Raw genomic sequence first — 24497 nt, forward strand, 5'->3', positions numbered from 1 at the left:
GACCATGAAGCGTAATTTCCTGATGGGTGCGACCGCGCTGGCGGGACTGATGACTCTTGCGGCTTGTGGCGGCGGTGCGGGCAGCGATGCCAATGCCCCGGCACCCGAAGCCACCGAAACCGCTGCGGCGGCTGCCGAGCCGGCTGCGACCGAAGCGGCGGCGCCGGCTCCGGCTGCGGGCGCCGAATATGCCAGCTTCACCACCGATGCGGCCGCGGGCGAGAAGGTATTCGCGCTGTGCCGTTCGTGCCACGTGCTTGATGAAGGTGTGAACCGTGTCGGCCCCTCGCTGCACAAGGTCGTCGGCCGCAAGGCGGGCTCGGTTCCGGGCTTTGCCTATTCGGATGCCAACAAGAACAGCGGCGTGACCTGGACCCCCGATGTGCTGTTCAAGTATCTCGAAGATCCCAAGGGCTTCATGCCCGGCACCAAGATGGCCTTCCCCGGTATCAAGGACGCGCAGGATCGCGCCAATCTGGTGGCCTATCTCGAAAGCCAGTCGAAGTAGGACCGGGGCTTTCCGGCGATAGATTCAGGGGCGGCGCGGGCAACCACGCCGCCCCTTGTCGTTGACCGTTGTTGTTGACCGCCCACGGCCCTGCTCAAGCGGCCGCGTCGAGCGGCGCGGCAGGGCAGTGGCGCGCGAGGTAGTCCTCGTGCTTGGGCAGGCCGGCGACGCTGCGTTCGATGATGGTGCGCAGGCTGGCAAGGAATTCGCCGAGTTGCTGATCGCTTATCTGGTCGGCCATCGGATCGTAATCTTGCGGCACGATGCCCTGGCCCAGCATCACCTGCACCCAGCTTGCTTCCTTGAACAGATCGTCGACATCGCGACCCACCCGGCCTGATGCGGCGAACAGCGCGAGCTTGTGGGCGAGGCTGTCGGGAACGTCCATGTGCTTGCAATAACGCCAGAACTCGGTGTCCTCGCGGTCGGTGCGGTGATAGTGGAGGATCAGGAAGTCGCGGATCTGCGCGAACTCGGCGGTGCAGCGCCGGTTGTATTCGGCGCGCATGGTCGTCGCATCGCCGCCGCGCGGGAAGAGCTGGATCAGCCGGCTGACATGCGACTGGATAAGGTGGATGCTCGTCGATTCGAGCGGCTCCAGAAATCCGCTCGACAGGCCGATGGCGACGCAGTTGTGCGCCCAGAAGGCCTGGCGCCGCCCGGTGGTGAAACGGATCGGGCGCGGATCGCCCAGGGCCTTGGTATCGAGCCCTGCCAGCAGCGTCTCGGCTGCCTGCTCGTCGGAGACGAAGCCCGAGGAATAGACGTGCCCGTTCCCGGTGCGATGCTGGAGCGGGATGCGCCACTGCCAGCCCGCTGCCCTGGCGGTGGCGCGGGTGTAGGGGACAAGCGTCGGCAGGCGTTCGCTTGGCACGGCCAGCGCGCGGTCGCAGGGGAGCCATTTCGACCAGTCCTCGTAGCCGACCTTCAGCGTCTCGCCGAGCAGCAGGGCGCGAAAGCCGGTGCAGTCGATGAAGAAGTCGCCTGCCACCTGCCGGCCGTCTTTCAGCGTGATGGTGCGGATGTCGCCGCTTGTCGCGTCGCGTTCGACGCTCGCGACGATCCCCTCGGTGCGCGTTACCCCGCGCCCTTCGGCATAGGCCCGCAGGAACAGGGCATAGCGGCTGGCATCGAAGTGATAGGCATAGGCCAGGCCCGTCATGCCGGTGTTGCCGACCTTGTCGAGCTTGCCGAAGCGCGCCTGATCGGCAGCCAGCTGGTGGAGCGACCAGTGCCACAGATCCTTGCCCGCGCAGCCGCTCCCGACGCTGCGCCGCCAATAGTGGTGGAAGGCGACATTGCCGAGGTTCAGCCCGGTGTCCCCGAAGGTGTGGAGATAGCGGCTGCCGAGCCTGCCCCAGTCGACGAACTCGATTCCGAGCTTGAAGGTGCCCGAGGTGGCCCGCAGGAATTCATGCTCGTCGAGCCCGAGGATTGCATTGAGGCGGATGATCTGCGGGATCGTCGCCTCGCCCACGCCGACCGTGCCGATCGCCTCGCTCTCGATAAGCTCGATCGCCAGGCGCTGCCCGAGCAGCCGCGCAAAGGCCGCCGCGGTGATCCATCCGGCGGTGCCGCCGCCGACGATCACCAATTTCCTCACCTCAGGCCTGTCCATCGTCCATCCCCTGCATCTGTCACGCCGCCGCCGGGCGGAAGAAGGCGTTGATTGTCAGCCGGCCCGCGCGCGGGTCGGGGACAAGCGGCGCGGCATTGTCGATCACCCCGCTGTGCAGGATGTTGCCGCGGTAGAAAATCGCGCTGTTGAAGGTGCCGGGGGCCGCATGGATGCGTTCAAAATGCGGCGCGCCATCGGTGGTGTAGGCGGCCCGTGGCAGGCCGGTGCGGGCGACATCGGCCCGGAGCGCGGCGGCATAGCGCGGATAGTCGTCGGCGGTGAGCGCCTCCAGGCCAGTGGAACGGTGGCGGTAGAAGGCCGTGCCGCCGTGACCGGTGCGATGGAGGTAGAGCATCATGGCGATCTGGCGCGGATCGGTGCCGTCGACATGCGGCAGGCGCTGGATCGGCGCGAGCGCGGCGGGCGGGGTGGTCACGAGCGAGTACCACGCCTGCATCTCCCATTGCGTGGTCTCGCCTGCAAACCATTGATCGAGCAGCGGGGAAAGCCGTTCCAGCAGGTAGCCGCAGACCGCTGGATCGAGCGGCGCACGCAGACCGGGATATTGCGGCGTGATTCTTGCAAATTTTTGCAAAAACGCCTGTGCAATCGCCTCTTCAGGCTCTGCGAGCAATCCCTGAAGCGTTACAAGTCGATGATTTTGGCTAGAAAAATGCGAAATGTCGACATTGTCGGTGGCGATCGCCCATCCGGCTGGCGCTGTGGGGGCGCGCGATGAGCGGGTCTTGGTCATGGGGCGGAGCCTATCAAATGCCTCGTCAGCCTCCAAGGCCAATAGATAAAGCTATGAATAACATAGATAAAAAATCCGATTCATCGCCATCTGGTTGCGGCTCGGGCGACTGGCCGGACGGATTGCCGGGCGCTCCGTGCGGCGGCGAGCTGCAAACTGTGACAATCGGGCAACAAATTTCTGGAACCTCACTTCGCAGCCCGCCGAAAGTCGCCAAAAAATCTTCCTAATAATCTGATATAAAAAGAGGAAAATCGGTTTTCATGAAGGCCTGCAAAGAGGTGCGATTGGCGATTTACCTCTGGCTCGGAGTGCGCTATGAAAAAATCTGCAAAAGAACACGATTGATGTCGCTTGCGGGAGGGAAGTTCTGATGAAAACCACAGGGATCAAGGTGGGTGCGCGTCTGCTGTGCGGGGCGGCGACCGTTCTGGCGCTGGCCGCGGGCGGCGCTCCGGCGCTGGCGCAGGATGCTGCCGAGCAGCCGGCCACCACCGCCGAGGACGAGGGCGATGCCATCGTCGTCACCGGCATCCGCAGCTCGATCCAGACTTCGCTCGATGCCAAGCGCAAGGCGACTTCGATCGTCGAAGTCATCGCGGCGGAAGATATCGGCCTTCTGCCCGACCTTTCGATCGCCGACACGCTCGCCCGCCTGCCCGGCGTCACGGCCCAGCGCGTGCGTGGCCGTTCGCAGCAGATCTCGATCCGCGGTCTCGGCCCGGACTTCAGCCTTGCCCTTCTGAATGGGCGCGAGGTCGTCTCGGCGGGCAATAATCGCGGTATCGAATTCGACCAGTTCCCCTCGGAACTGATCGGCTCGGGCGTGGTCTACAAGACCGGCGATGCCCAGCTCGCCGCGATCGGCATTGCCGGCGCGGTCGACCTGCGCACCGTCAAGCCGCTCGACTACAAGGATCGCCAGATCACCGCGCAGGCGACCTATACGATCAACGACAGCGGCTCGCTCAACCCTGACTTCGCCGATGACGGCTACCGCTTCTTTGCCTCCTACATCGACCAGAACGCCGACGGCACGCTCGGCTGGTCTCTCGGTGTCACGGTGCAGTCGATCCCGACCCAGTTCATCAGCCGTGAGCTCAAGACCAACCAGTTCCAGGTCGCCCGGACGCCCGGCGGGTTGATTTACCCGGCCGACAACCCGCGCCAGGGCGTCGTCAGCCGCAGTTTCGAGCGCACCTCGGTCGCCGGGACGCTCCAGTTCGAGCCGACCGACAATTTCTCGCTCAATCTCGACGGCTTTTACACCGACACGAGCGACTCGGGCATTTTCCGCGGCACCGAAACCCCGATCGCCTCGTGGAGCGGTGCGCAGTTTGGCGGAGCTACCGGCAGCGGGCCTTTCGCCGACAGCGCGACCTACACCAATGTCGTGCCGATCCTGCGCACCGATACCGAAGGTTCGAAATCGGAAATCTTCGCGATCGGCGGTAACCTCGAATGGAAGGTCACCGACAATCTCGGCTTCTTGGTCGATTATGGCTACTCGACGCTCGATCGCAACGACATCGACTATGAAAGCTATGCCGGCACCGGCCGCGCGCGTTCGGGTGCGCAGGACACGCTGACCTTCAATTTCGCGCGCGATGGCGCCTACAGCATCGACGGCCTGCTCGATTACACCGATCCTGCCAACGTCCTGCTCACCGATCCGGGTGGCTGGGGCCAGGTCGGCTTCATCAAGCAGCCGATCATCGAGGACGAGCTGCACCAGCTGCGCGCCGAGGCCTTTTGGGAGTTCGACGGCGGGCTCATCGACAACATCACCCTCGGCTGGCTCTATACCGACCGCGAGAAGAACTTCGATTCCAACGAAAGCTTCCTGCGTCCCACCGCGGCCTTTGGCAACGGGCTGGCGATTCCGGCCAGCGCCATCGTTGGTTCGACCAACTCGCGCGGTCTCAACAACGATATTCTCGCCTACGATCCGTCGCGCTTCCTGACCGACGGCACCTATCTGGTCGAGAAGGCGACGTTCGACACCCAGTGGGTGGTGGGCGAGAAGGTCCACAATTTCTACATTCAGGCCAATATCGACGGCGATCTCGGCTCGGTTCCGGTGCGCGGCAATATCGGCCTGCGTTACGCCGACACCGAACAGCAGTCGACCGGCACGATCGGCGGCGGACTGACCAACACCGTCGGTACCAGCTATGACAATTGGCTGCCGAGCATGAACCTCAGCTTCGAGATCATGCCCGACACCTTCATCCGCATCGCGGCTGCCAAGACCATCACCCGCGCGCGGCTTGATCAGATGACGGCCAACCAGAACATCGGCTTCAACGGCCAGAGCTGTATCGACACCAACAACGATCAGCGTCCGGATCAGGTCGTCGGCTACAATCCGCCTTCGCTGGTGTGCTTCAGCCTGGGCGGGGGCAACCCGCTGCTCCAGCCCTACCGTTCGACCGCCTACGACATCTCGTTCGAGAAATATTTCTCGCCCGGTTCGGCGATCATCGTCGCGGCGTTCCACAAGGATCTGTCGGACTGGATCATCGACTTCAGCGAACTGACCGATCTGACCCAGTCGATCGTGAACTTCGGGGCGGGCGGCATCCTCCAGACCAACCCGGAGGTGGCCGTCGGGATCTTCAACGGCCCGGTCAACTTCTCGGACGGCAACATCACCGGCATCGAAGGCACGGTGCGCGTGAACTTCGGCGACCTGTCGAGCGCGCTCGACGGCTTCGGCGGGTTCTACTCGATCACCTATGCCGATGCCGAAGTGCAGAACCAGAACGGCAACCCGATCCCGATCCCGGGCTATTCGGACCTCACCTGGTCGGGCGACATCTTCTACGAAAAGAACGGCTTCCGCGCCAAGCTGGCAGCCCGTCACCGCAGCGGCTTCCTGTCGGAAGTGCAGAACTTCGACGGCTCGCTCTCGGGTGCCGACGCCCAGTCGGAGACCATTCTGGATGCGCAGATCGGGTACACCTTCGACAGGCCGGGCAGCTTCCTCAACGGGGTCGGCATCCTGTTCGAGGTGTTCAACATGACCAACGAGCCGTTCGTGACCCAGAACGATCTGTTCGATGCCAACGGCAACATTGTCGGAGCTTTCCCGAGCCGTCACGAACTCTACGGGCGCACCTTCAACTTCACCTTGCGCAAGAACTTCTGATCCCGACCCTCTCGGGTCGCACCAAGGATCCCAGGAAGGGCTCGCCAGCAATGGCGGGCCCTTTCGCTTTGGCGCGAAGGAAGGAAGCGAGGGCCGGCTCAGGCCGGTTGCAGCGGGGCCGCACAATGGCGGGCGATGAACTCGGCGTGGGACGGCATGGCGGCCACCGCCTCGTCCATTGCGGCGCGGATTTGCGCGAGCCGTTCGCTCACCGGCACGCTGGTGCGCATCGTCGCCAGCGCCGGGGCGCGGGCGGGGGTGATGCCTTGCCCGAGATAGACCGCAATCCAGCTCGGATTGGCGAACAGCTCGTGTCCGTCAGCGACCAGCAGGCCGTATTCCCGGAAATGGTCGATCTTGTATTGCAGGCTGTCGGGGATCGGCATGGCGGCGCAGTAGCGCCACAGTTCGGAATCGTCCCTTTCGCACGCCTTGTAGTGCAGGATCAGGAAATCGCGGATGCGTTCGTATTCCGCCGCGGTCTGGGCGTTGTATTCGCGCGCCAGCAGCGGCGACATGGCCCGGTCGGGGAGCAGCGCGATGAGCCGCAGGATGCCGTACTGGATGAGGTGGAGGCTGGTTGATTCGAGCGGCTCCATGAAGCCGGCCGACAGCCCGATGGCGACGCAGTTCTTCTTCCAGAATTCGCGCCGCTTGCCGGTCACGAAGCGCAAGGGGCGCGGGTCGGCCAGCGGCTTGCCGTCGAGGCTGGCGAGCAGGCTGGCGCAGGCTTCGTCCTCGGACAGAAATTGGCTGCAATGGACATAGCCGTTGCCGGTGCGGTGCTGGAGCGGGATGCGCCATTGCCAGCCCGCCGCCTTCGCGGTGGAGCGGGTGTAGGGGGTGAACGCGCCGCGCTCGCAGGGCACCGCGACCGCGCGGTCGCAGGGAAGCCAGTGCTGCCAATTGTCGTAGCCCGCTTTAAGCGCCTCTTCGATCAGCAGGCCGCGAAAGCCGCTGCAATCGACGAAAAACTCGCCCGCTACCTGCTCGCCGCCTTCGAGCGTGACGCTATCGATGAAACCGTCCGTCCCGCGCAGGGTCACATCGACGATGCGGCCTTCCTTGCGCACCACGCCCCTTTCCTCGGCGAAGCGCCGCAGGAAGGCGGCATAGAGCCCGGCATCGAAATGATAGGCATAATCGAAGGTCGATTGGATCAGCCGGCGATCGGGGGAAGGGTGGGTGAACTTGCCGGCCTTGGCCATCGCCCAGCACATCGAGAAATCGTCGATCGGGCCGGCCACCCGGCCTGCCAGGCTCTCGCGCATCCAGTGGTGGTAGAACGGCACCTGATCAAATTCGGCGCCATACTGGCCGAAGGGGTGGAAATAGCTGTGTCCGAGCCTCCCCCAGTCGACGAACTGGATACCGAGCTTGTAGCTGCCTTGCGTCTCGCGCACGAAAGTCGCCTCGTCGATCCCGAGACGGCGGTTGAAGTGGCGGATTGGCGGAATGGTCGCCTCGCCCACGCCGACCGTGCCGATCGCCTCGCTCTCGATCAGCGTGATCGCGCAGCTCTGCCCGACCGCGTCGGCCAGCGCCGCTGCGGTCATCCACCCGGCCGAGCCGCCGCCGACGATGACAATCGAACCGAGCGGGGCAGGCGCGCCGGTCATCCGCCGCAGCTCTCGCGGATCAGCAGGCTGGTTTCGAGCCGCTCGGAAATCGCCGGGCCGTCGCCGCGGTCGATCAGCTTGGAGACCAGCATCCGGCCCGCCAGATTGGCGTCCTGGTCGATGGTGGTGAGCTGCGGGGTGACGAGCCGTGCGGCGGGGATATTGTCGTAGCCCACCACCGAGACATCGCCCGGAACGCTGAGGCCCGAGCGGGTCAGCGCTCGGATCGCGCCAATGGCAATGAGATCGGATGCGGCGAACACTGCGTCGAAACTCAGCCCCCGGGCAATCGCGCTGTAGGTGGCGGCTTCGGCGGAGTGGACTTCGAAATGGGCGGGGATGACGAGGCTGTCGTCGAGAGCGATTCCCGCCTGCGTCAGCGCCTGGCGATAGCCGCGCCAGCGTTGCTCGGCTTCGGGCGCCTCGGTGTCGCCAAGGAACAGGATGCGCTTGCGGCCGAGCCGCGCCAGATGCGATGTCGCCCGCCTGCCGCCCGCGACATTGTCCGATCCGATCACGCAATATTGCGCATCGGGAAACTCTGCACCCCATACCACGAAACGGTTGTCGCGCGCGGCGAGGGCGTTGAAGGCATGGTGGAGCGAGGACTGACCGATGAAGATCACCCCGGTCGCACGGCTGGTGGCCATCGCGTAGTCGAGATCGCTGCCGGCGCGCGGGGTCAGATGGCTGACCAGCAGATCGGCATTGCGCTCACGCGCGGCCTCGGCGATCCCGGCGAGCAATTCGAGGAAGAAGGGATCCGCCACCCGGCTTTCGCGCGCTTGCGGAGCAGGGACGACCACCGCGATCGTCGCGTCCGCCCCGCTCGGCCCGGCGGGCATCGAGGCGCGGAATTCGTAGTCGTGCGCGCGGGCGATCTGCCAGATCTGCTGCTTGGTGCGGCGCTTGACCGAAGGGCTGTCATTGAGCGCGCGGCTGACAGTCGAAACCGATACCCCGGCCTCGCGGGCAATATCCTCCAGCGTGGCGCTGCGCCGCGAAGAAGGCCGGGTGGTGTTCATCGTCAGCTATGCTCCGCTCTGTCGGCTGCCCAGTAACCCGAACCTGGCGCGAGCACCATGGGGGGATTGCCTGCGAGGCCTACCTTGCTTTCGGTGGCGAGCAGCTGACCATGAGCGAAATCCTCCGGCGGGCTCCATTCGCACAAGGCGTCGCCGAGATTGAATACGCACAGCACGCGACCGCCCTCGCCCTGGCGTACGAAGGCCAGCAGCGCCTCGGGCGTGTCGAGCAAGGCGATCTCCCCGCTCGCCAGCGCGGGCCACTGGCGCCGCAGTGCGAGCAGGCGGCGGGCGTAGTGCAGCGTCGATTGCGGGTCCTGCGCCTGCCTGTCGACCGCCAGCGCGGCGTGGGCCGGATCGGGCTTGAGCCAGGTGCGGCTGGCGCTGGAGAAACCGGCCTGGGGCGCATTTGCCTGCCACGGCATCGGGGTGCGCGCGCCATCGCGGCCCAGCGTGTGCGGCCAGTTGGCGATGGCTTCGGGATCGAGCAGGTCCTCGAAGGCGACTTCGCCCTGCGGCAGGCCCAGTTCCTCGCCCTGGTAGATGATCGGGTTGCCACGAAGGCTGAGCAGCAGCAGCAGGTTGCGGCGCGCCGTTCGGGCCATGTCGCCGTCCACCGTCCAGCGGGTGATCGCGCGCGGGGCATCGTGGTTCGAGAAGGCCCATGAAGGCCAGCCTTCGCCCTTGGCCCCGCTCCACTGGGCAAGGCTCGCGCGGACCAGCGGCGCGGTGAGGCAAGGGGCGTAGAGGAAATCGAAATTATAGGCTGAATTCAGTCGTTTGTCGCCCTCAGTAAAGGCCTTCATTTCGGCCAGAGGCTCAGGCCCACCCACTTCGGCGACGGTGAACCGGCCCGGAAACTCGTCGATCGTCCGGCGGATGCGTTCCAGGAAGCCGACGATATCGGGGTGGGACTGGTTATAGCGCTTGATCTGCATGTCGAACGGGCGCGTCACCCGTTCCATCGGCAGGCCGCTCGGCGGATTGTCGCGCAATGCCGGATCATGCATCGCGAAGTTCAGCGCATCCAGCCGGAAACCGTCGACGCCGCGCTTCAGCCAGAACCGCGCCACATCCAGCAGCGCGTCCTGCACGGCGCGGTTATGCACGTTGAGATCGGGCTGCGAGGTCAGGAAATTGTGCAGGTAATATTGCTTGCGCGGCCCGTCCCATTGCCACGCCGAGCCGCCAAACACCGATTGCCAGTTCGACGGGGGCGAGCCGTCCGGCTTGGGATCGGCCCAGACATACCAGTCGGCCTTGGGATTGGTGCGATCCTTCCGGCTTTCCTGGAACCAGGGGTGCGCGTCCGAGGTGTGCGAATAGACCTGATCGATGATCACCTTCAGCCCGAGCCTATGGGCCTTTTCGATGATGCGGTCGAAATCCTCGAAGGTGCCGAACGAGGGATCGATCCCGCAGTAATCGGCCACGTCATAGCCGAAATCCTTCATCGGCGAGGTGAAGAAGGGGCTGATCCAGATGCCATCGACGCCCAGATCGGCGATGTAGTCGAGGCCGTCGGCGATGCCGGCCAGATCGCCGATTCCGTCGCCATTGGTATCGCGGAAGGAGCGCGGATAGATCTGGTAGATCACCGCACCGCGCCACCAGGCGAGCGGATCGGTGGCCGCAGCGGCGGTGGTGGATGGGCCGGCAAAGGGCTGGGCGGTTGCCATTACTTGTCAGTCTCCAGAATACAGGCGGCAAAACCGAAAGGTTCAAGCGCGATCCGCAGCGTCCCCGGCGCGGTGAGCGCGGCGGGGCACTGACCCAGCAGCGGCGCGATCCGCTGCGCCCGGTAGCTCACCTCGATCGGGCGCGAAAGCGCCGTTGCGCCGGTGTTGAACGCCAGCAGCACGCGCTGTCCGCTGGCGGGATCGTGGCGCTCCACGGCGAGCAGGCCGGGGCCGGCTTCCTCGAAGGCGCGCACCTGGCTCAGCCCGCGCCGCAGGGCCGGGCTGGCCCTGCGCGCGGCGGCGAGTTCGGCGATCAGGCGGTAGAGCGGGTGGGCGCTATCGAAATTCTCGGCGGCGGTGGTGGCATCGGTGCCGAGAAGGTTGTTGTCGTTATAGGCGTCGACCCGGCTTGCGAACATATCCTCGCGCGCCAGCTGGTCGTTGCCGTCGGAGATGAAGCCCTGCTCGTCGCCGTAATAAATGGTCGGCACGCCGCGCAGGCCGAACATCATCGCATGGCCCAGCTTGACCCGGGCAAGCAGCTCTGCCTCGTCATCCGATCCGCTCATCTGCCGCACGAACATCGAAAAGCGCCCGAAATCGTGGTTGCCGAGGAAGGTCGGCAGGCCCAGCGCGGTCTGTGCGCCGCCGGGATAGATCGCGTCCTGCTCCAGCAGTTCGGCCATCAGCCGCGGCGGCGCCTTGCCGCTCGCCACCAGCTGCGCGGCCTTGGCGAAACCCATGTCGAGCGCGTAGGGCAGGCCGCTTTGCGCCATCACCTGCGCGGCAAGGGTGGCGGTGGGTTCTTCGTAGGCAATCTCGCCGAAGATGTGGAAGTGATCGATCCCCCTCGCCCTGGCGCGGGCGAGCATGGCAGGGACGAAGGCCCGCCAGAATTCGGGGTTCACGTGCTTGGCGGTGTCGATGCGGAAGCCGTCGATGCCGTATTCGTCGATCCACTGGCCGAAAATGGCGATCATTCCGGCGACGACCTGCGGATTCTCGGTGGCGAGATCGTCGAGCCCCGAGAAATCGCCATAGACGCTGCTTTCCCCGATCCAGTGCGAATTGCCGCGGTTGTGGTAAAGCGTGATGTCGTTGAGCCAGGCCGGCACCTTCACGTTCTTCTCCGCCTCGCGCACGAAGGGGGTGTAGGCAAAGCTCGGGTCGGTCAGCCTGGCCCAGTTCGCCGGGTCGGGATTGTCGTCGCCGGTGAAGCCCGGGTTGATCGGCGCGCCATCAGGGCCACCCTTGCGCGAGAAGGGATATTCGCCCTTGCTGCGATAGGCATAGCCGGTCGCCGGCCCTTCGACATAGTCGATCACGTCGGCGGTGTGGTTGGTGATGATGTCCATGTAGACCTTGATGCCCCTCGCATGGGCGGCATCGACGAAGGCCTTGAATTCGGCATTGGTGCCGAAATGCGGATCGACGCTGGTGAAATCGGTCACCCAGTAGCCGTGATAGCCCGCGCTTTCCTCGCCCGGCTTGCCCTGCACCGGCTTGTTCTTGAAGATCGGCGCGAACCAGATCGCGGTGGCGCCCATGCCCTGGATGTAGTCGAGCTTGGCGGTCAGGCCCTTGAGATCGCCGCCGTGATAGAAACCCTTGTGGGTGGGATCGAAGCCGTGATCGAGCGGGCCGCCCTTCAGCCCGCCGCGATCGTTGCGCGGATCGCCGTTGGCGAAGCGATCGGGCAGGACGAAATAGATGATCTCGTCTTCGAGCCGGCGCTCAGCAAGTGGGGCGGAAAGCGGGGCTGCAGCCGCCTCTTGCGCCGCGACCGGACTGCCCGCCAAGGCGCTCCCCGCGCATAGCGCAGCCGTCAACCCCACGAAGATTCGCATCATGACCCAACTCCCTCCGGCCATGTTTGTGGCACTATGGGCAGCGTTTTGCAAATCTTTGTAGGCCTTTCGTGCAGTCCTGAGCTTTTGTATCAAGTGTCTGTAAAAAATAGATAAATAAGGATTTTTTCGACGAGAATACGAATTTTTCCGACGAAAATCAGAAAGTTTCTTGCAAAATTTTGCAAGGCGTCCAGACTGTCCGGCGCCGGCTCGGCGAGAGATTGGGAAACGAAGTCCGAACAGGCTACTGCCGGCAGAGAGCCGCGTCACCCCGGCAGGGGTGGATATGCGGGGGAGAGGATGTGACACACATGACGCAAGCCGGCCACAAGCCAGCGCTGAGCGCGGGCCAGATCTGGAACATGAGCTTCGGCTTTCTCGGCATCCAGATCGGCTTCGAGCTTCAGAACGGCAATGTCAGCCGCATTTTCCAGACCTTGGGTGCCGATGTCGGCGAGCTGGCGATCCTGTGGATCGCCGCGCCGATGACAGGGCTGATCGTCCAGCCGATCATCGGCCACCTCTCGGACAAGGCCTGGAGCCCACGCCTGGGCCGGCGTCGCCCCTTCTTCCTGCTCGGCGCGCTGCTCGCCAGCCTGGCGCTGTTCGTGATGCCCAACGCGCCCGTCCTGTGGGTGGCGGCGGGGATGCTGTGGGTCATGGACGCCTCGCTCAACATCACGATGGAGCCGTTCCGCGCCTTTGTCGGCGACAACCTGCCCGACCATCAGCGCACGACCGGCTATGCGATGCAGAGCTTCTTCATCGGCACCGGAGCGGTGCTGGCTGGGGCGCTGCCGTGGGTGATGACCAACTGGCTCGGCCTCGCCAATGTCGCGCCCGAGGGCCAGATCCCCGAGACGGTGCGCTGTTCGTTCTACATCGGCGGCGCGGCGCTGCTGGCGGCGGTGTGCTGGACGGTGTTCACGACGAGGGAATATTCGCCTGAGGAGCTGGCCGGCTTCGCTGCGGCCGAAGGAGTGGTGGCGGGCGCACGGCCAGTCCGCGTGATGCGCAGCGCGCGCCAGTTCGCGCGCGGCGGCATTCTCTGGCTCGTCGCCGGAGCGATTGTCGCGGGCCTTGTGGCGCTGGCGCGGGGGGAGGGCCGGCCCGCCTTCCTGGGCGCAATCGAGGTGGCGCAGGAGCTTTACGTCCTTGCCGCGCTGGTCGCCGGGTTCGGCGTGATCCAGCTGATCGCCAGCCTGCTGCTTGCGCAGGGGCGCAGTGACAGCGGCTTCATGGAAGTCGTCGGCGATCTCTTCGCCATGCCGCGCACGATGCGCCAGCTCGCGGTGGTGCAGTTCTTCAGCTGGTTCGCGATGTTCGCGCTTTGGATCTACGGTACCCCGGGGGTGACCGCATACCACTTCGGCGCAAGCGATGCGGCGAGCGCCGCCTATCAGGATGGGGCCGACTGGTGGAGCCTGATGGGATCGGCGCGAAACGGCCTTGCCGCCGTCGCTGCGCTGGGTTTCGTGGTGGTCGCCGCGAGGATCGATCGCACCCGCCTGCACGCGCTCAATCTGATGCTTGGCGCGGCGGGCTTTGCCGCGATGCTGCTGGTGCGTGATCCGGCGCTGCTCTGGGTGCCGCAGATCGGCCTTGGCATCGCCTGGGCCTCGATCGTCTCGCTGCCCTATGCCATCCTTGCAGGCTCGGTGCCGGCCGAGAAAATGGGCATCTACATGGGGGTGTTCAACATCTTCATCGTCGTGCCGCAGCTGTTGGCCGCGACGCTGCTGGGCTTTCTCGTCACCAATATCTTCGGCGGCGCGGCGATTTACGCGATGGTGATTGCGGCGGTGAGCTTCTTGGCGGCAGCGGTGGCGACGCTGCTCGTGAAGGAGCAGACGGCATGAGGCGGGTTGCGGCTTTGTTGCTGGCCGCCACGCTGGTCGCCAGCCCGGCGTTGGCCCAGCCGGATTATACCCCGCGCGATCCGGTGCAGGTGACCAATGCCGAATGGACGCGCGATGCCGTGCTCTACCAGCTCAACACCCGCCAATTCACGCCCGAAGGCACCTTCAGCGCGGCGCAGAAGCACCTGCCTCGTCTGGCCGCAATGGGCGTCGATATCATCTGGCTGATGCCGATCCACCCGATCGGCGAGGCCAATCGCAAGGGCAGCCTCGGCAGCCCCTATGCCGTGCGCGATTACCGCGCGGTCAATCCCGAACTGGGCACCGAGGACGATTTCCGCGCTTTCGTGGCGCAAGCCCACCGGCTGGGCCTCAAGGTGATCCTCGACTGGGTCGCCAACCATTCGGCCTATGACAACCCGCTCACACTCAGTCACCCCGAATGGTACACCCGCACCCCGGAAGGTGCGCTCACCAGCCCGGCGGGCACCGACTGGTCGGACGTTGCGGACTTCGACTATTCGCAGCCTGGCCTCAGGCGCTACATGACCGAAAGTCTCCTTTTCTGGGTGCGCGAATTCGGGGTGGACGGGTTCCGCTGCGATGTCGCCGGCTATGTACCGACCGATTTCTGGGAGACCGCGCGCGCCGAACTCGACAAGGTGAAGCCGGTTTTCATGCTCGCCGAATGGGAACAGCGCGATCTCCACGCCCGCGCCTTTGATGCGACCTATGGCTGGGGCTGGAAGGAGGCGATGCAGCGCCTCGTCAAGAGCGGCGAGGGCGCAGGGCCGATCCGCGGCTATTATGCCGCACAGCTGGAGACCTGGCCGCACGCGGCGATGCGCATGGTCTATACCGAGAACCACGACCAGAATTCATGGGACGGGTTTGCGGCCCAGATCTACGGGGAGGCCTACGAGGCGGCGATTGCGCTCTCCTTTGTCGGCCCGGGCCTGCCGCTGATCTATAATGGGCAGGAGGCGGATAATGATCGCCAATTGTCGTTCTTCGAGCGTGATCCGATCGTATGGCGCGAGGGCCGGCACGCGGCGCTGTTCAAGCGACTGACCGCATTGAAGACCGCGCATCCCGCGCTCCACAATGGCCGCTATGGCGCACCGCTGATCGAGGTGCCGACGAGCGTCCCGCAGGATGTCTTCGCCTTCACCCGCGGGGGCGCTGGCGGGCGGGTGTTCGCGGTGTTCAACCTTTCGCCCCGGCCGCAGCAGGTGCGTTTCGCGCAGGCGCGCCACCATGGCCACTATAACGATGCGCTTACCGGAGCCGCCGTGAGCTTTACCAGCGACGCGACGCTCGATCTGCCCGCATGGGGCTACCGGATCTACAGCGAGAGCAAGTGAGGCGCCCGCCGGGCGCGGGAGAGGACGTATGACAAGGCAATGGAAATCCCTCGTGGCGATGGCGGCGATTGCGTGGGCGGCAATGGGGGCCGCCGCCCCTGCCGAGGCCGAAAGCCTCACGCTCGCCTCGCCCGACGGCAGGATCACCGTCACCGTCAGCGACGATGGCGGGCAGGCAACCTATGCCGTGGCCTTCGAGGGCAAGCAGGTGATCGCTCCCTCGAAGCTGGGTATGCTGTTTGCCGAACACCACGGCTTCGAGCGCGGCCTCGCCATTGCCGCCTCGGCCCGCGCCAGCAGGGACACCACCTGGGAACAGCCCTGGGGCGAACGGCGGCTGGTGCGCGACCAGCACAATGAGCTGGCCGTCACCTTCCGCACCGCAACCGATGGCCCCGCGCGCGAGCTGACGGTGCGCTTCCGCGCTTTCGATAGCGGCATTGGCTTTCGCTACGAGCTGGCCGAGCAGGATGCGCTGCGGGGCGAGATCGCCATCGTCGAGGAGCTGACCCAGTTCGCCGTCGGGGAGCGGACCAGCATGTGGTACACGCCTTCCGACGAGTTTAACCGTTACGAATATCTCACCCGCACCGCGCCCGCCGGCAAGGTTGACGATGCGCACACGCCCGCAACCTTTCGCAGCGAGAGCGGCATCCACTTCAGCATCCACGAGGCCGCGCTGGTCGATTATTCGGCCATGTCGCTCGGCGCGCTGCGGCCCGGCACCTTCGAGGCGCGGCTGAGGAACTGGCAGGGCGGGCCGAAGGTGAAGACCAAGGCGCCGTTCACCAGCCCGTGGCGCACGATCCAGATCGCGCCCGATGCGGTGGGCCTGATCAATTCCGACATCATCCTCAACCTCAACGAGCCCAACAAGCTCGGCGACGTTTCCTGGGTGGAGCCGGGCAAGTATGTCGGCATCTGGTGGGCAATGCATATCCGCGATCGCACCTGGGGCCGCGAGGGCATCCACGGGGCGACGACCGAGGAGACGAAGCGCTACATCGATTTCGCCGCCAGACACGGCTTTGCCGGGGTGCTGGTGGAGGGCTGGAACATCGGCTGGGACGGCGACTGGTTCAACAATGGCGATCTGTTCCGCTTCACCGAGCCGATGCCCGATTTCGATCTCGAGGAACTGGGCCGCTATGCCCGCTCCAAGGGCGTGCGCCTGATCGGCCATCATGAAACTTCGGCCAACATCACCAATTATGAAAAGCAGATGGAGGCCGCCTTCGACCTGTATGAGAAGGTGGGCGTGCGCCAGGTCAAGACCGGCTATGTCGCCGACGCGGGCGATGCGGTGCGGATCGATGACAAGGGCATCCGCCGCTACGAATGGCACGACAGCCAGTTCATGGTGCGCCATCACCTGAAGGTCGTGCAGGAGGCCGCCAAGCGCCGGATCTCGATCAACGCGCACGAGCCGGTCAAGGACACGGGCCTCAGGCGCACCTATCCCAACTGGATGACCCGCGAGGGTGCACGCGGGATGGAGTTCAACGCCTGGGGCTCGCCCCCCAATCCGCCCAACCACGAGGCGATGCTCGCCTTCACCCGGATGCTGGCGGGGCCGATGGACTTCACCCCCGGCATCTTCGATCTCAGGCCCAACGAACGCCCCCCGCTGCGCCCCGACATGCCTCGCGGCGATCCGGCGAATCGTCCGCAGACGACGCTCGCCAAGCAGCTCGCGCTTTATGTGGTGCTCTATTCGCCGCTGCAAATGGCCGCCGACCTGCCCGAGAATTACGAAGCGCGGATGGACGCCTTCCAGTTCATCAAGGATGTCGAGGCCGACTGGGAGCAGTCGATCGCACTCGCCGGCGAGATCGGCGAATATGTCGCCTTCGCGCGGCAGGGCAGGAAGTCGAAGGAATGGTTCCTCGGCGCGGTGACCGATGAGAACCCGCGCGACCTTTCACTGCCGCTCAGCTTTCTTGCGAAGGGCAAGAAGTACCGTGCGCAGATCTACCGCGACGGGCCGGACGCGGATTGGGACACCAATCCCTATGCCATCGTGATCGAGGAGAAGCTGGTGACCGGTGGCGAGAGCTTCGCCGTGCGGCTGGCCCCTGGTGGCGGGGTCGCGGTGCGGTTTGTGCCGGTGAAGTGAGGGGGGAGGGGAAGAGCCTCGATCTTCCGTCTTTTCAGTTCTGACCCGTTACCCTGCTTCTTTCCGATCCGCGGGGGAGGGATGAAGGTAACGTGGCCCCGGAACCTCGGCCCGCGCCAGGGCAGGCAAGTCCGGGGCTACGAGTGAGGAAACGGCGGCTTCGGTCTCGCTTCGGCCAAAAGCTGCCGTTCCGCTGTCGACCCCGAACCTATCGGTCGTTGCAGCAAATGCCCTGCTGGATTGGAGGGCATGGCACCGTCCCGTAGGAACAGAATACGCAGCAGTCGCCTTGCAGAGGTTTTAGTCGGGTGCCGCAGCCCGAACATGCGTAGAAGAACCAGCAAGCGTCAGTCGGCATGACCTCATCCTTTTCAGTGCCACAATCGGGACACCTTATTCGAGAGAGCAGGATAGGGTCAGACATAGATTATGGCTCCTGCGAACAGAGCGGTGCCGAGTAACAATCCGATGGTAGTCAGCGCCCTGAAGATTGGGCTGCCACAGGACGCATCCGACGGACAAGTGCGTGCGAGCCGGAATTGCCAGACAAGGCGCCCCGCCCCTACCAGCAGCAGCACAGCTGCAATCACTAATAAAGGGGCTCGGTAAGGCGCGAAAATCGGTGCGATGCTGCCGAGCCAGGCGGTGCCTAGGCCCGCGGATGCAAGCATCAGGGGCAACGCGCAGCACGTCGCCGCGCCGAAGGAGGCAAGCACGCCCCCGCAGGTTGCCAATCCGCTCAACCAATTCTGAATGCTGCGCATAACCTATGCCTTCGCATGACTTTGCTCGGCTCTTCTTCTACACTCTGTAGCGGCTACAGGCTCAAGAGGTCTTCCCATGAAGATCGGCGCGGTGTCGGAATTGACTGGCTGCAACATCGAAACAATCCGCTATTACGAACGCATCGGGTTACTCGCTGCACCGCCACGCAGGGGATCTTATCGCGATTATGGACCTTCGGATGTGGATCGGCTGAGGTTCGTTCGGCGCGGCCGCGAACTCGGGTTTTCGTTGGAGGAAATCGGAACTCTGTTAGACTTGGCCCCACAAGATGGAGCCACTTGCGAGACTGTTCAGACCCTTGCTGAACAACATCTGCGCAATCTCCGAGCCAAGCTGGCAGACCTTATAAAGATCGAGACCGCCCTCGCCCATCTCGTTGCGCAGTGCGGCACTCGTCCTAATAATTACTGCCCGGTGGTCGAATTCCTGGCGAGAGAATTCTGACCAAGGGTCGAGTAGCCGACCTTCAGCTTTCTACCCACTTGCCGCCATTTCTGACCTGAAGGACACGGCTCGAAGGCGGACATCGAGCGCCTCCCCCCGCCCCGAACGAAAAGAGGACGGACACCTCCTCCAAGGCGTCCGTCCTCGCGCGCTCCCGTCCGCGGGTGAATCGGCCATCGGCAGTCCGTCGCGCAGGCTCAGGCGGCTTTTTCCATCCGCGCCAGTTCGCAGTGCGACCAGATCTCCGACAAGGCCTTGATCAGGCGGTCGATATCGTCCTCGGTGTGGACCGGCGAGGGCGTGACACGCAGCCTTTCGGTCCCCACCGGAACGGTCGGGTAGTTGATCGGCTGCACATAGATGCCGTGATTGTCCATCAGCCAGTCGCTGATCCTCTTGCACTTCTTGGCGTCCCCAACCATCACCGGGATGATGTGGCTCGGGTTGTCGAGGTGGGGAATTCCCATCAAGTCGAGCTTGCGGCGCACCTGCGCGACGCGTTCCTGCTGGAGTTCGCGCTCGACACTCGAGGTCTTGAGGTGGCGGATGCTCGCCGCCGCGCCTGCGGCGATGGCGGGGGGCAGCGCGGTCGAGAAGATGAAGCCGCTCGCGAATGAACGCACGAAATCGACGAGGTTGGCGCTCGCCGCGATGTAGCCGCCCATCACCCCGAAGGCCTTGCCCAGGGTGCCTTCGATCACGGTGATGCGGTCCATCAGCCCTTCGCGCTCGGCAATCCCGCCGCCGCGCGGGCCGTAGAGGCCGACGGCGTGAACCTCGTCGATATAGCTCATCGCGCCGTGCTTCTCGCACACGTCGAGGATGTCGGCGATGGGGGCGATGTCGCCGTCCATCGAATAGACGGATTCGAAGGCGACCAGCTTGGGCACTTCGGGGCCGTATTGCGACAGGAGTTCGTCGAGATGGGCGACATCGTTGTGACGAAAGATCTTGTAAGGCGCGCGGCTGTAGCGGATGCCTTCGATCATCGACGCGTGGTTGAGCGCATCGGAGAACACGACGCAGCCCGGAATCCGGCCCGCCAGCGTGCCGAGCGCCGCCCAGTTCGAGACATAGCCAGAGGTGAACAGCAGCGCGGCTTCCTTGTTGTGCAGATCGGCCAGCTCGCGTTCGAGCAGCACGTGATAGTGGTTCGTGCCCGATATGTTGCGCGTCCCGCCCGCGCCCGCGCCGCACTCGTCGAGGCAATCATGCATCGCCTTTAGCACTGCCGGGTGCTGACCCATGCCGAGATAGTCGTTCGAGCACCACACCGTCACTGCCTGGGTGCCTTCGGCGATGAAGCGGGTGGCATGCGGGAACCTGCCGCGATGGCGCTTGATATCGGTGAAGACACGATACCGCCCGTCGGCCCGCACGGCATCCAGCTCGCCGGCGAAGAAGGCTTCGAAGTCCATGGGTTTTCTCTCTGTTTCCATGATTATTTTCTCATTTCCCGGAGCTTTGCGCAGGGGCCTTGCGCTGTCGAAGGGCCCAGCCCCACAGCATTCCGTCGCGGAATGGCAGGGCCAGGAACAGGTGTTCGAGCACGCCGAGCAGCGCCAGTGTGGCGAGCAGACTGGCGCCGACCATCTCGGCGCTGCCGACCGGCGCGGCAAGCGCCCGCTGCGCGAACCACCAGGTCACCGCCGCGATGCCGAGGATCGACACCGCCAGCAGCGCTGTCATGCGGTTGCGACCGAAATAGGTCTTGAGATAGGCGAGATGCTCGGGCAGCATTTCCGAGGAGGTGTTGGGCACGCCCACGAAGAGATTGATCTTCGAAGTCAGCCGCATCGCGAACATCAGCACGAACACCGTCGCGCCGATCTGGTTGGGAACATCCCACGACAACGAGATCAGCAGCAGCGCGGTCAGCGCCAGCGCGACTTCGTGGTGCATCACCGTGGACGCGGCTTGGCGAAAGCGCGCCAGCCCGGTGAGCGAGGGATCGCTCGGCCCGCGGCGTGGACCGGCCGCGGCCCCGGTGAGAAAGGCCAGCTCGTGCCAGCCCCACACCATCAGCGCGCCGATGAAGCCGAGATAGATCGCCCACACCTCGGCAACAAGCGAGGCGACGAGGATCACCACCAGGCCGGTGATGCCGGCAACGCCGCCAATCATCATTGCCCGGGTGAAGGTGGCGCGTTCGCGGTTGTCCGCCCACGCGATCAGGCCGGTGGCGATGAACCAGATCGCCACCGTCACGAAGAACGGAACAATATGGCCTTCCCAGCTTACCACGCCGGTTGCAGCCTGATCGCGCGGGGCAGGGTGTTCGATCTGGTCGGGTGGAGATAGAGCCGCGCGAAGTTGAACGCGGCCCCCGCCATGCCCGAGACACGCAGGGCAAGGCCGGTCAGCCCGCCGCGGGCCTTGCCTTGCTCGATCCGCACCGCCGCGAGGCGCAGTCTCTCCATCCGGCTGTGGAAGGCCGGGCTGTCGATGTCCAGCTCGACCGGATAGACCTGACGGGTGATCTGGTTGCAGACCGCGAACACCTGCCAGTCATAATCGGTCGGATTGATGCCGAGCGCCCTATGGAACGCCGGACGCGCGTGATCGCGCACATACATCGTGGCATACACGGCCACGAGGAAGAAGCGGATCCACAGCTTGTTGAACCCGGTCAGCAGCTTGGGATCGGCGCGCATGATCATGGCGAAGGCCTCGCCATGGCGGAACTCGTCATTGCACCACTGTTCGAACCAGTCGAAGATCGGGTGGAACTTGTATTGCGGGTTCTTCGCCAGCTGCCGGTAGATCGTGATGTAGCGCGCGTAGCCGATCTTTTCCGACAGATAGACCGAGTAGAAAATGAACTTCGGCTTGAAATAGTGGTATTTCTTGGACTTGGTCAGGAAGCCCAGATTGATCCCGATCCCGGAATCCTTCAGCGTTTCGTTGATGAAGCCGGCATGGCGGCTTTCATCGCGCGCCAGCAGCTTGAACAGCTGCTTCATGTCGGGGTTCTTGGTGCGCCGGGCGATTTCCGCATAGAGGATGCAGCCGGAAAATTCCGAGGTCAGCGAGCTCACCAGAAAATCGATGAACTCGGCGCGCAGCTCGGGTTCGAGCGCCTCGATCACGCCGTTGAAACTCGCGTTCTTGCGGAAGTGCTTCTTGTTGGGATCGGCCAGCATGTCGGCCATCAGCTGATCCCACTCGGCGCGCACCGGACCGACATCGATCTTGTCGAGCGCATCGAAATCGGTGGTGTAGAACCGGGGGGAGAGCACCGTCTCATGGGTCGCCATCGCCAGCGTGTCGGGCTTCGCGGCATCCTTGCCTGGGGCGGTGATGGTCGAATGGGCGTTCATCTCAGGCTCCCGGGGTTGAAACTGACTTCATAGAGTTCGGTAAGATCGAAATAGGCGGCCAGCCTGGTCCAGGCTCTGGTGAAGGCGTTGGCCCGCTTGACGGTTGCCAGACGGGTAAACCGGAGGCTCTGCCCGAAATCGACCGTCACCGGTGCGCCGTGCACCTGCACCTCGTCTCCGGGGTAGAGCGGGATATCGCCCTCCAGCTCGACATGGGCGTGGAAGTGTTCCGGACTCTGCTCGATCGTGATCGTGCAGGGCACATCGAAGCGGCGCGGACCCTCGCCGAGGAACAGCAGTGCCATCAGCGTGTCTCCTTCCGCGGCAGCAGGCCGGCATAGACCGCGCGGTTGTCCGGCCCGAAGGAGGAGACCTCGACCCGGAAACCCGTGGCCGGATCGCTCAGCGTCATGCCGCCATCGTCCCACTCGGTGAGCTGGAACGGCACTTCCGGCCCGAGTCCGCGGATGCGGCGCTGGTGAACGAGGCTGCGCACGGTGGCGCGAATGAAGCCGCCCTGGCCCGGGGTGAAACGGCCGAGCACCATCGTCCGATCGCCGTCTTCCACGCGCACCGTGCCGTCCGGCTCGTCGAAGAAGCGCAAGCTGCGCTCGGCCACCGGCTTGATCCCGGCTTCGGCGCGGGCCACCTCGGGAATGGCGCTGCGTTCGAAAAAGCCGAGCCGAACCGAGGCGGTGAGCACCAGCGAGATCAGCACGATCCCGCCCATCAGCATCAGCGGCGCCTTGTGGACCGTGACTTCGTCCCTCTCGTATTCGCGGACGATCATGCGGGGACTCCCTCCAATCCCTGATCGCTCAGCCCGGGGTCGCCCCCCCGTTTGGTCAGCGCGGCCCGCGCAAGCGCCGGGGCGGCAACCGGGGCATGATGGCCGGCTGGGGCAGCCTCATCCTTGATTTCCGTCAAATTCAGTTCGATCTCGCCGAATTGCGCGCGCACCTGCGCGATCATCTGGGCAACGGCCGCGGCATCGGGCACGGCGCGCAGCATCGGCTGCGGCATGGCATAGCGCCACGGGCGCACGTGCGGCCACAGCAGGACATAGCCGAGCAGCCGTTCGCCGCCGAGCTCAAGCGCGATATCGCCATGGCCACGCGGACGCGGGCGCAGATGCGCCGCCTTGACCTGCTTCAGCGGCAGGTTGATCCGCGTCTCGATTGCCATCCCGATGCGCATGATCAGCCGCACGTCGGTAAGGATGTAGAGCGTGCTGCGCGCGCTCAGCCAGGCGAGCAGGTAGAGCAGCGCCACCAGCACCACGCCGGCACCGGCCGCAAACAGCGCCGCACCAGTGTTGCCCAGCACCACCCCGATCACCGCCAGTGCGGCCATGTAGAGGCCGGCCTTACGGGCATGGAAGGCGGTGCGCGCGAGCAGAGCGACGTCGGGACGGCCCTTCCACAGCACCTTTTCGTCGGGCGCCGGGGTGCCGAGCCGGTCACCGTGGGCGGTCGGCCCATCGTTTTCCAGCTCGGCATGGTCGATCCCGCCGAGCCGCGCCATATCGGTCGCTGCCCGCGCCGCGGTTTCCGTCAGAGCCACGGTTCGGCCCTTTCCGGGGTCGCATACAGGTAGCCGCCGCCGTAGTAGGCCTGCACGCGGTCTTCCTCGTAGCGGGTGATGATGCCCGGGGTTTCCAGGCTCGGGACATCTTCGAACTGGGCGGAGGTGATCGCGTCGATTTCGACAAACTTGGGCTTGTCGTCGACGATCGGGAGCAGCGCATCGAGCAGGCCGTTGCCGTGCACCACGGCGACCATCATCGGAGCGAGCACCTTCTTGCCGCTGTTGGTTTCGACTTCGAGATAGCGGATGATGTGTTCGGCCTGATCGACCCAGATGTCGCTCACCTTGCCCACGGTCACGCCATCGGCGGCCACCACCGGCCAGCCGATCAGCTGCGGATCTTCGGGCGAGACCACCAGTTCGTGGCTGTTGGCGATCGGCACGATGCGCGGACGCCCGTCATAGGTAAGGTCGGGATATTTCGCACGGTTGGCCCAGGCCGCCGGCCCCATGCCGTCCTTCATCGGATTACCGGTCGGCACCCAGGGTGCGCCAGCCGCGTTGAAGGCCTGCACCGCGGGCACGTTGATGTCATCGCGCGGGACATCCTCGGGCACATAGGTGCCGCGACCATTGGGCAGCCGGAAGGTTTTCTTGCCGGTGTCGAACAGGCTGCCGGGGTGGATCTTGCCGGTCTGCTCGTCCTCGAGCGGGTAACCCTCGCGGCGGCTTTCCTTGTTGAGATAGAACACCAGCGCGATGAAGAAGCCCAGGAACAGCAGAAAGGCGAGTTCGGCCACATCGAATGTGCCGACGATATAGGCGTGGTTCATTTCACGTTCCTCTCATGAATTGGGTCGGCTGAGGCGGAGCCGGG

21 protein-coding genes are annotated in these 24497 nt (G+C 64.7%); 6 read left to right on the forward strand and 15 right to left on the reverse strand.

Features of this window, described 5'->3' with window-relative positions; translation table 11 throughout:
* Positions 1–4 precede the first annotated feature (4 nt).
* Entirely contained in the window at positions 5–508 is a 504-nt protein-coding gene (locus BZF61_RS00240) for a c-type cytochrome (protein WP_245804434.1), read from the forward strand.
* A 94-nt stretch (positions 509–602) separates the two neighbouring features.
* Here BZF61_RS00240 and BZF61_RS00245 read toward each other — a convergent pair whose 3' ends face one another.
* Entirely contained in the window at positions 603–2126 is a 1524-nt protein-coding gene (locus tag BZF61_RS00245; protein ID WP_086616633.1) for a tryptophan halogenase family protein, read from the reverse strand.
* A gap of 19 nt (positions 2127–2145) precedes the next feature.
* Entirely contained in the window at positions 2146–2880 is a 735-nt protein-coding gene (locus tag BZF61_RS00250; RefSeq protein WP_281251516.1) for a DUF6445 family protein, read from the reverse strand.
* Positions 2881–3253: 373 nt separating this feature from the next.
* On the opposite strand from BZF61_RS00250, the gene BZF61_RS00255 reads away from it, so the two are divergent.
* Positions 3254–6031, forward strand: a complete 2778-nt coding sequence (locus BZF61_RS00255) for a TonB-dependent receptor (protein ID WP_086616634.1) — start codon at positions 3254–3256, stop codon at positions 6029–6031.
* A 98-nt stretch (positions 6032–6129) separates the two neighbouring features.
* On the opposite strand, the gene BZF61_RS00260 is transcribed toward BZF61_RS00255, so the two are convergent.
* The 4 genes from BZF61_RS00260 to BZF61_RS00275 are packed head-to-tail and all read right to left on the reverse strand — an operon-like array spanning position 6130 to position 12204.
* Positions 6130–7650: a tryptophan halogenase family protein gene (locus BZF61_RS00260; RefSeq protein WP_086616635.1), complete on the reverse strand. Its 1521-nt coding sequence runs from the start codon at positions 7648–7650 to the stop codon at positions 6130–6132.
* Entirely contained in the window at positions 7647–8675 is a 1029-nt protein-coding gene (locus BZF61_RS00265) for a LacI family DNA-binding transcriptional regulator (protein WP_086616636.1), read from the reverse strand. The genes BZF61_RS00260 and BZF61_RS00265 overlap by 4 nt, the downstream gene beginning before the upstream one ends.
* A 2-nt stretch (positions 8676–8677) precedes the next feature.
* The gene (locus tag BZF61_RS00270; protein ID WP_086616637.1) at positions 8678–10354 is read right to left on the reverse strand and encodes an alpha-amylase family glycosyl hydrolase; all 1677 of its coding nucleotides are present in this window, start codon (positions 10352–10354) and stop codon (positions 8678–8680) included.
* A complete protein-coding gene (locus BZF61_RS00275; RefSeq protein WP_086616898.1) occupies positions 10354–12204 on the reverse strand; it encodes an alpha-amylase family glycosyl hydrolase in 1851 nt (616 codons plus the stop codon). The genes BZF61_RS00270 and BZF61_RS00275 overlap by 1 nt, the downstream gene beginning before the upstream one ends.
* 311 nt (positions 12205–12515) lie before the next feature.
* Between BZF61_RS00275 and BZF61_RS00280 the strand changes: the two genes are divergently transcribed.
* The 3 genes from BZF61_RS00280 to BZF61_RS00290 are packed head-to-tail and all read left to right on the forward strand — an operon-like array spanning position 12516 to position 17543.
* Positions 12516–14063 carry an MFS transporter gene (locus BZF61_RS00280; protein WP_086616638.1) on the forward strand — a complete coding sequence of 516 codons (1548 nt, stop codon included), beginning with the start codon at positions 12516–12518 and terminating at the stop codon, positions 14061–14063.
* The gene (locus BZF61_RS00285) at positions 14060–15427 is read left to right on the forward strand and encodes an alpha-amylase family glycosyl hydrolase (protein ID WP_086616639.1); all 1368 of its coding nucleotides are present in this window, start codon (positions 14060–14062) and stop codon (positions 15425–15427) included. Before BZF61_RS00280 ends, BZF61_RS00285 begins: the two co-directional genes overlap by 4 nt.
* A 28-nt stretch (positions 15428–15455) precedes the next feature.
* Positions 15456–17543: a glycoside hydrolase family 97 protein gene (locus BZF61_RS00290; protein ID WP_211276683.1), complete on the forward strand. Its 2088-nt coding sequence runs from the start codon at positions 15456–15458 to the stop codon at positions 17541–17543.
* 208 nt (positions 17544–17751) lie between these two features.
* Here BZF61_RS00290 and BZF61_RS16055 read toward each other — a convergent pair whose 3' ends face one another.
* On the reverse strand, positions 17752–17967 hold the full coding sequence (locus BZF61_RS16055; protein ID WP_086616641.1) for a GDCCVxC domain-containing (seleno)protein: 216 nt from the start codon (positions 17965–17967) through the stop codon (positions 17752–17754).
* Positions 17960–18307: a mercuric transporter MerT family protein gene (locus tag BZF61_RS00300; RefSeq protein WP_086616642.1), complete on the reverse strand. Its 348-nt coding sequence runs from the start codon at positions 18305–18307 to the stop codon at positions 17960–17962. The genes BZF61_RS16055 and BZF61_RS00300 overlap by 8 nt, the downstream gene beginning before the upstream one ends.
* Before the next feature lie 76 nt (positions 18308–18383).
* Here BZF61_RS00300 and BZF61_RS00305 point away from each other — a divergent pair, with 76 nt between their 5' ends.
* Positions 18384–18773: a MerR family transcriptional regulator gene (locus BZF61_RS00305; RefSeq protein WP_086616643.1), complete on the forward strand. Its 390-nt coding sequence runs from the start codon at positions 18384–18386 to the stop codon at positions 18771–18773.
* 197 nt (positions 18774–18970) lie between these two features.
* On the opposite strand, the gene hemA is transcribed toward BZF61_RS00305, so the two are convergent.
* The 7 genes from hemA to puhA are packed head-to-tail and all read right to left on the reverse strand — an operon-like array spanning position 18971 to position 24453.
* Complete coding sequence (gene hemA, locus BZF61_RS00310) at positions 18971–20191, reverse strand: 5-aminolevulinate synthase (RefSeq protein WP_086616644.1); 1221 nt, start codon at positions 20189–20191, stop codon at positions 18971–18973.
* 31 nt (positions 20192–20222) lie between these two features.
* Positions 20223–21017 (reverse strand): putative photosynthetic complex assembly protein PuhE, encoded by a 795-nt coding sequence (gene puhE / locus BZF61_RS00315; protein ID WP_086616645.1) that lies wholly within the window; start codon positions 21015–21017, stop codon positions 20223–20225.
* Positions 21011–22093, reverse strand: coding sequence for a magnesium-protoporphyrin IX monomethyl ester (oxidative) cyclase (acsF, locus tag BZF61_RS00320; RefSeq protein ID WP_086616646.1), 1083 nt, complete (start codon positions 22091–22093; stop codon positions 21011–21013). The genes puhE and acsF overlap by 7 nt, the downstream gene beginning before the upstream one ends.
* On the reverse strand, positions 22090–22398 hold the full coding sequence (locus BZF61_RS00325) for a hypothetical protein (protein ID WP_086616647.1): 309 nt from the start codon (positions 22396–22398) through the stop codon (positions 22090–22092). Before BZF61_RS00325 ends, acsF begins: the two co-directional genes overlap by 4 nt.
* A complete protein-coding gene (gene puhC, locus BZF61_RS00330) occupies positions 22398–22883 on the reverse strand; it encodes a photosynthetic complex assembly protein PuhC (protein ID WP_086616648.1) in 486 nt (161 codons plus the stop codon). The genes BZF61_RS00325 and puhC overlap by 1 nt, the downstream gene beginning before the upstream one ends.
* Positions 22880–23656: a photosynthetic complex putative assembly protein PuhB gene (gene puhB, locus BZF61_RS00335; RefSeq protein ID WP_245804436.1), complete on the reverse strand. Its 777-nt coding sequence runs from the start codon at positions 23654–23656 to the stop codon at positions 22880–22882. The genes puhC and puhB overlap by 4 nt, the downstream gene beginning before the upstream one ends.
* Complete coding sequence (puhA, locus tag BZF61_RS00340; protein WP_086616649.1) at positions 23647–24453, reverse strand: photosynthetic reaction center subunit H; 807 nt, start codon at positions 24451–24453, stop codon at positions 23647–23649. Before puhA ends, puhB begins: the two co-directional genes overlap by 10 nt.
* Positions 24454–24497: the final 44 nt, after the last annotated feature.

Source organism: Erythrobacter tepidarius (assembly GCF_002155695.1).
In the GTDB taxonomy this organism is placed as follows: domain Bacteria; phylum Pseudomonadota; class Alphaproteobacteria; order Sphingomonadales; family Sphingomonadaceae; genus Erythrobacter; species Erythrobacter tepidarius.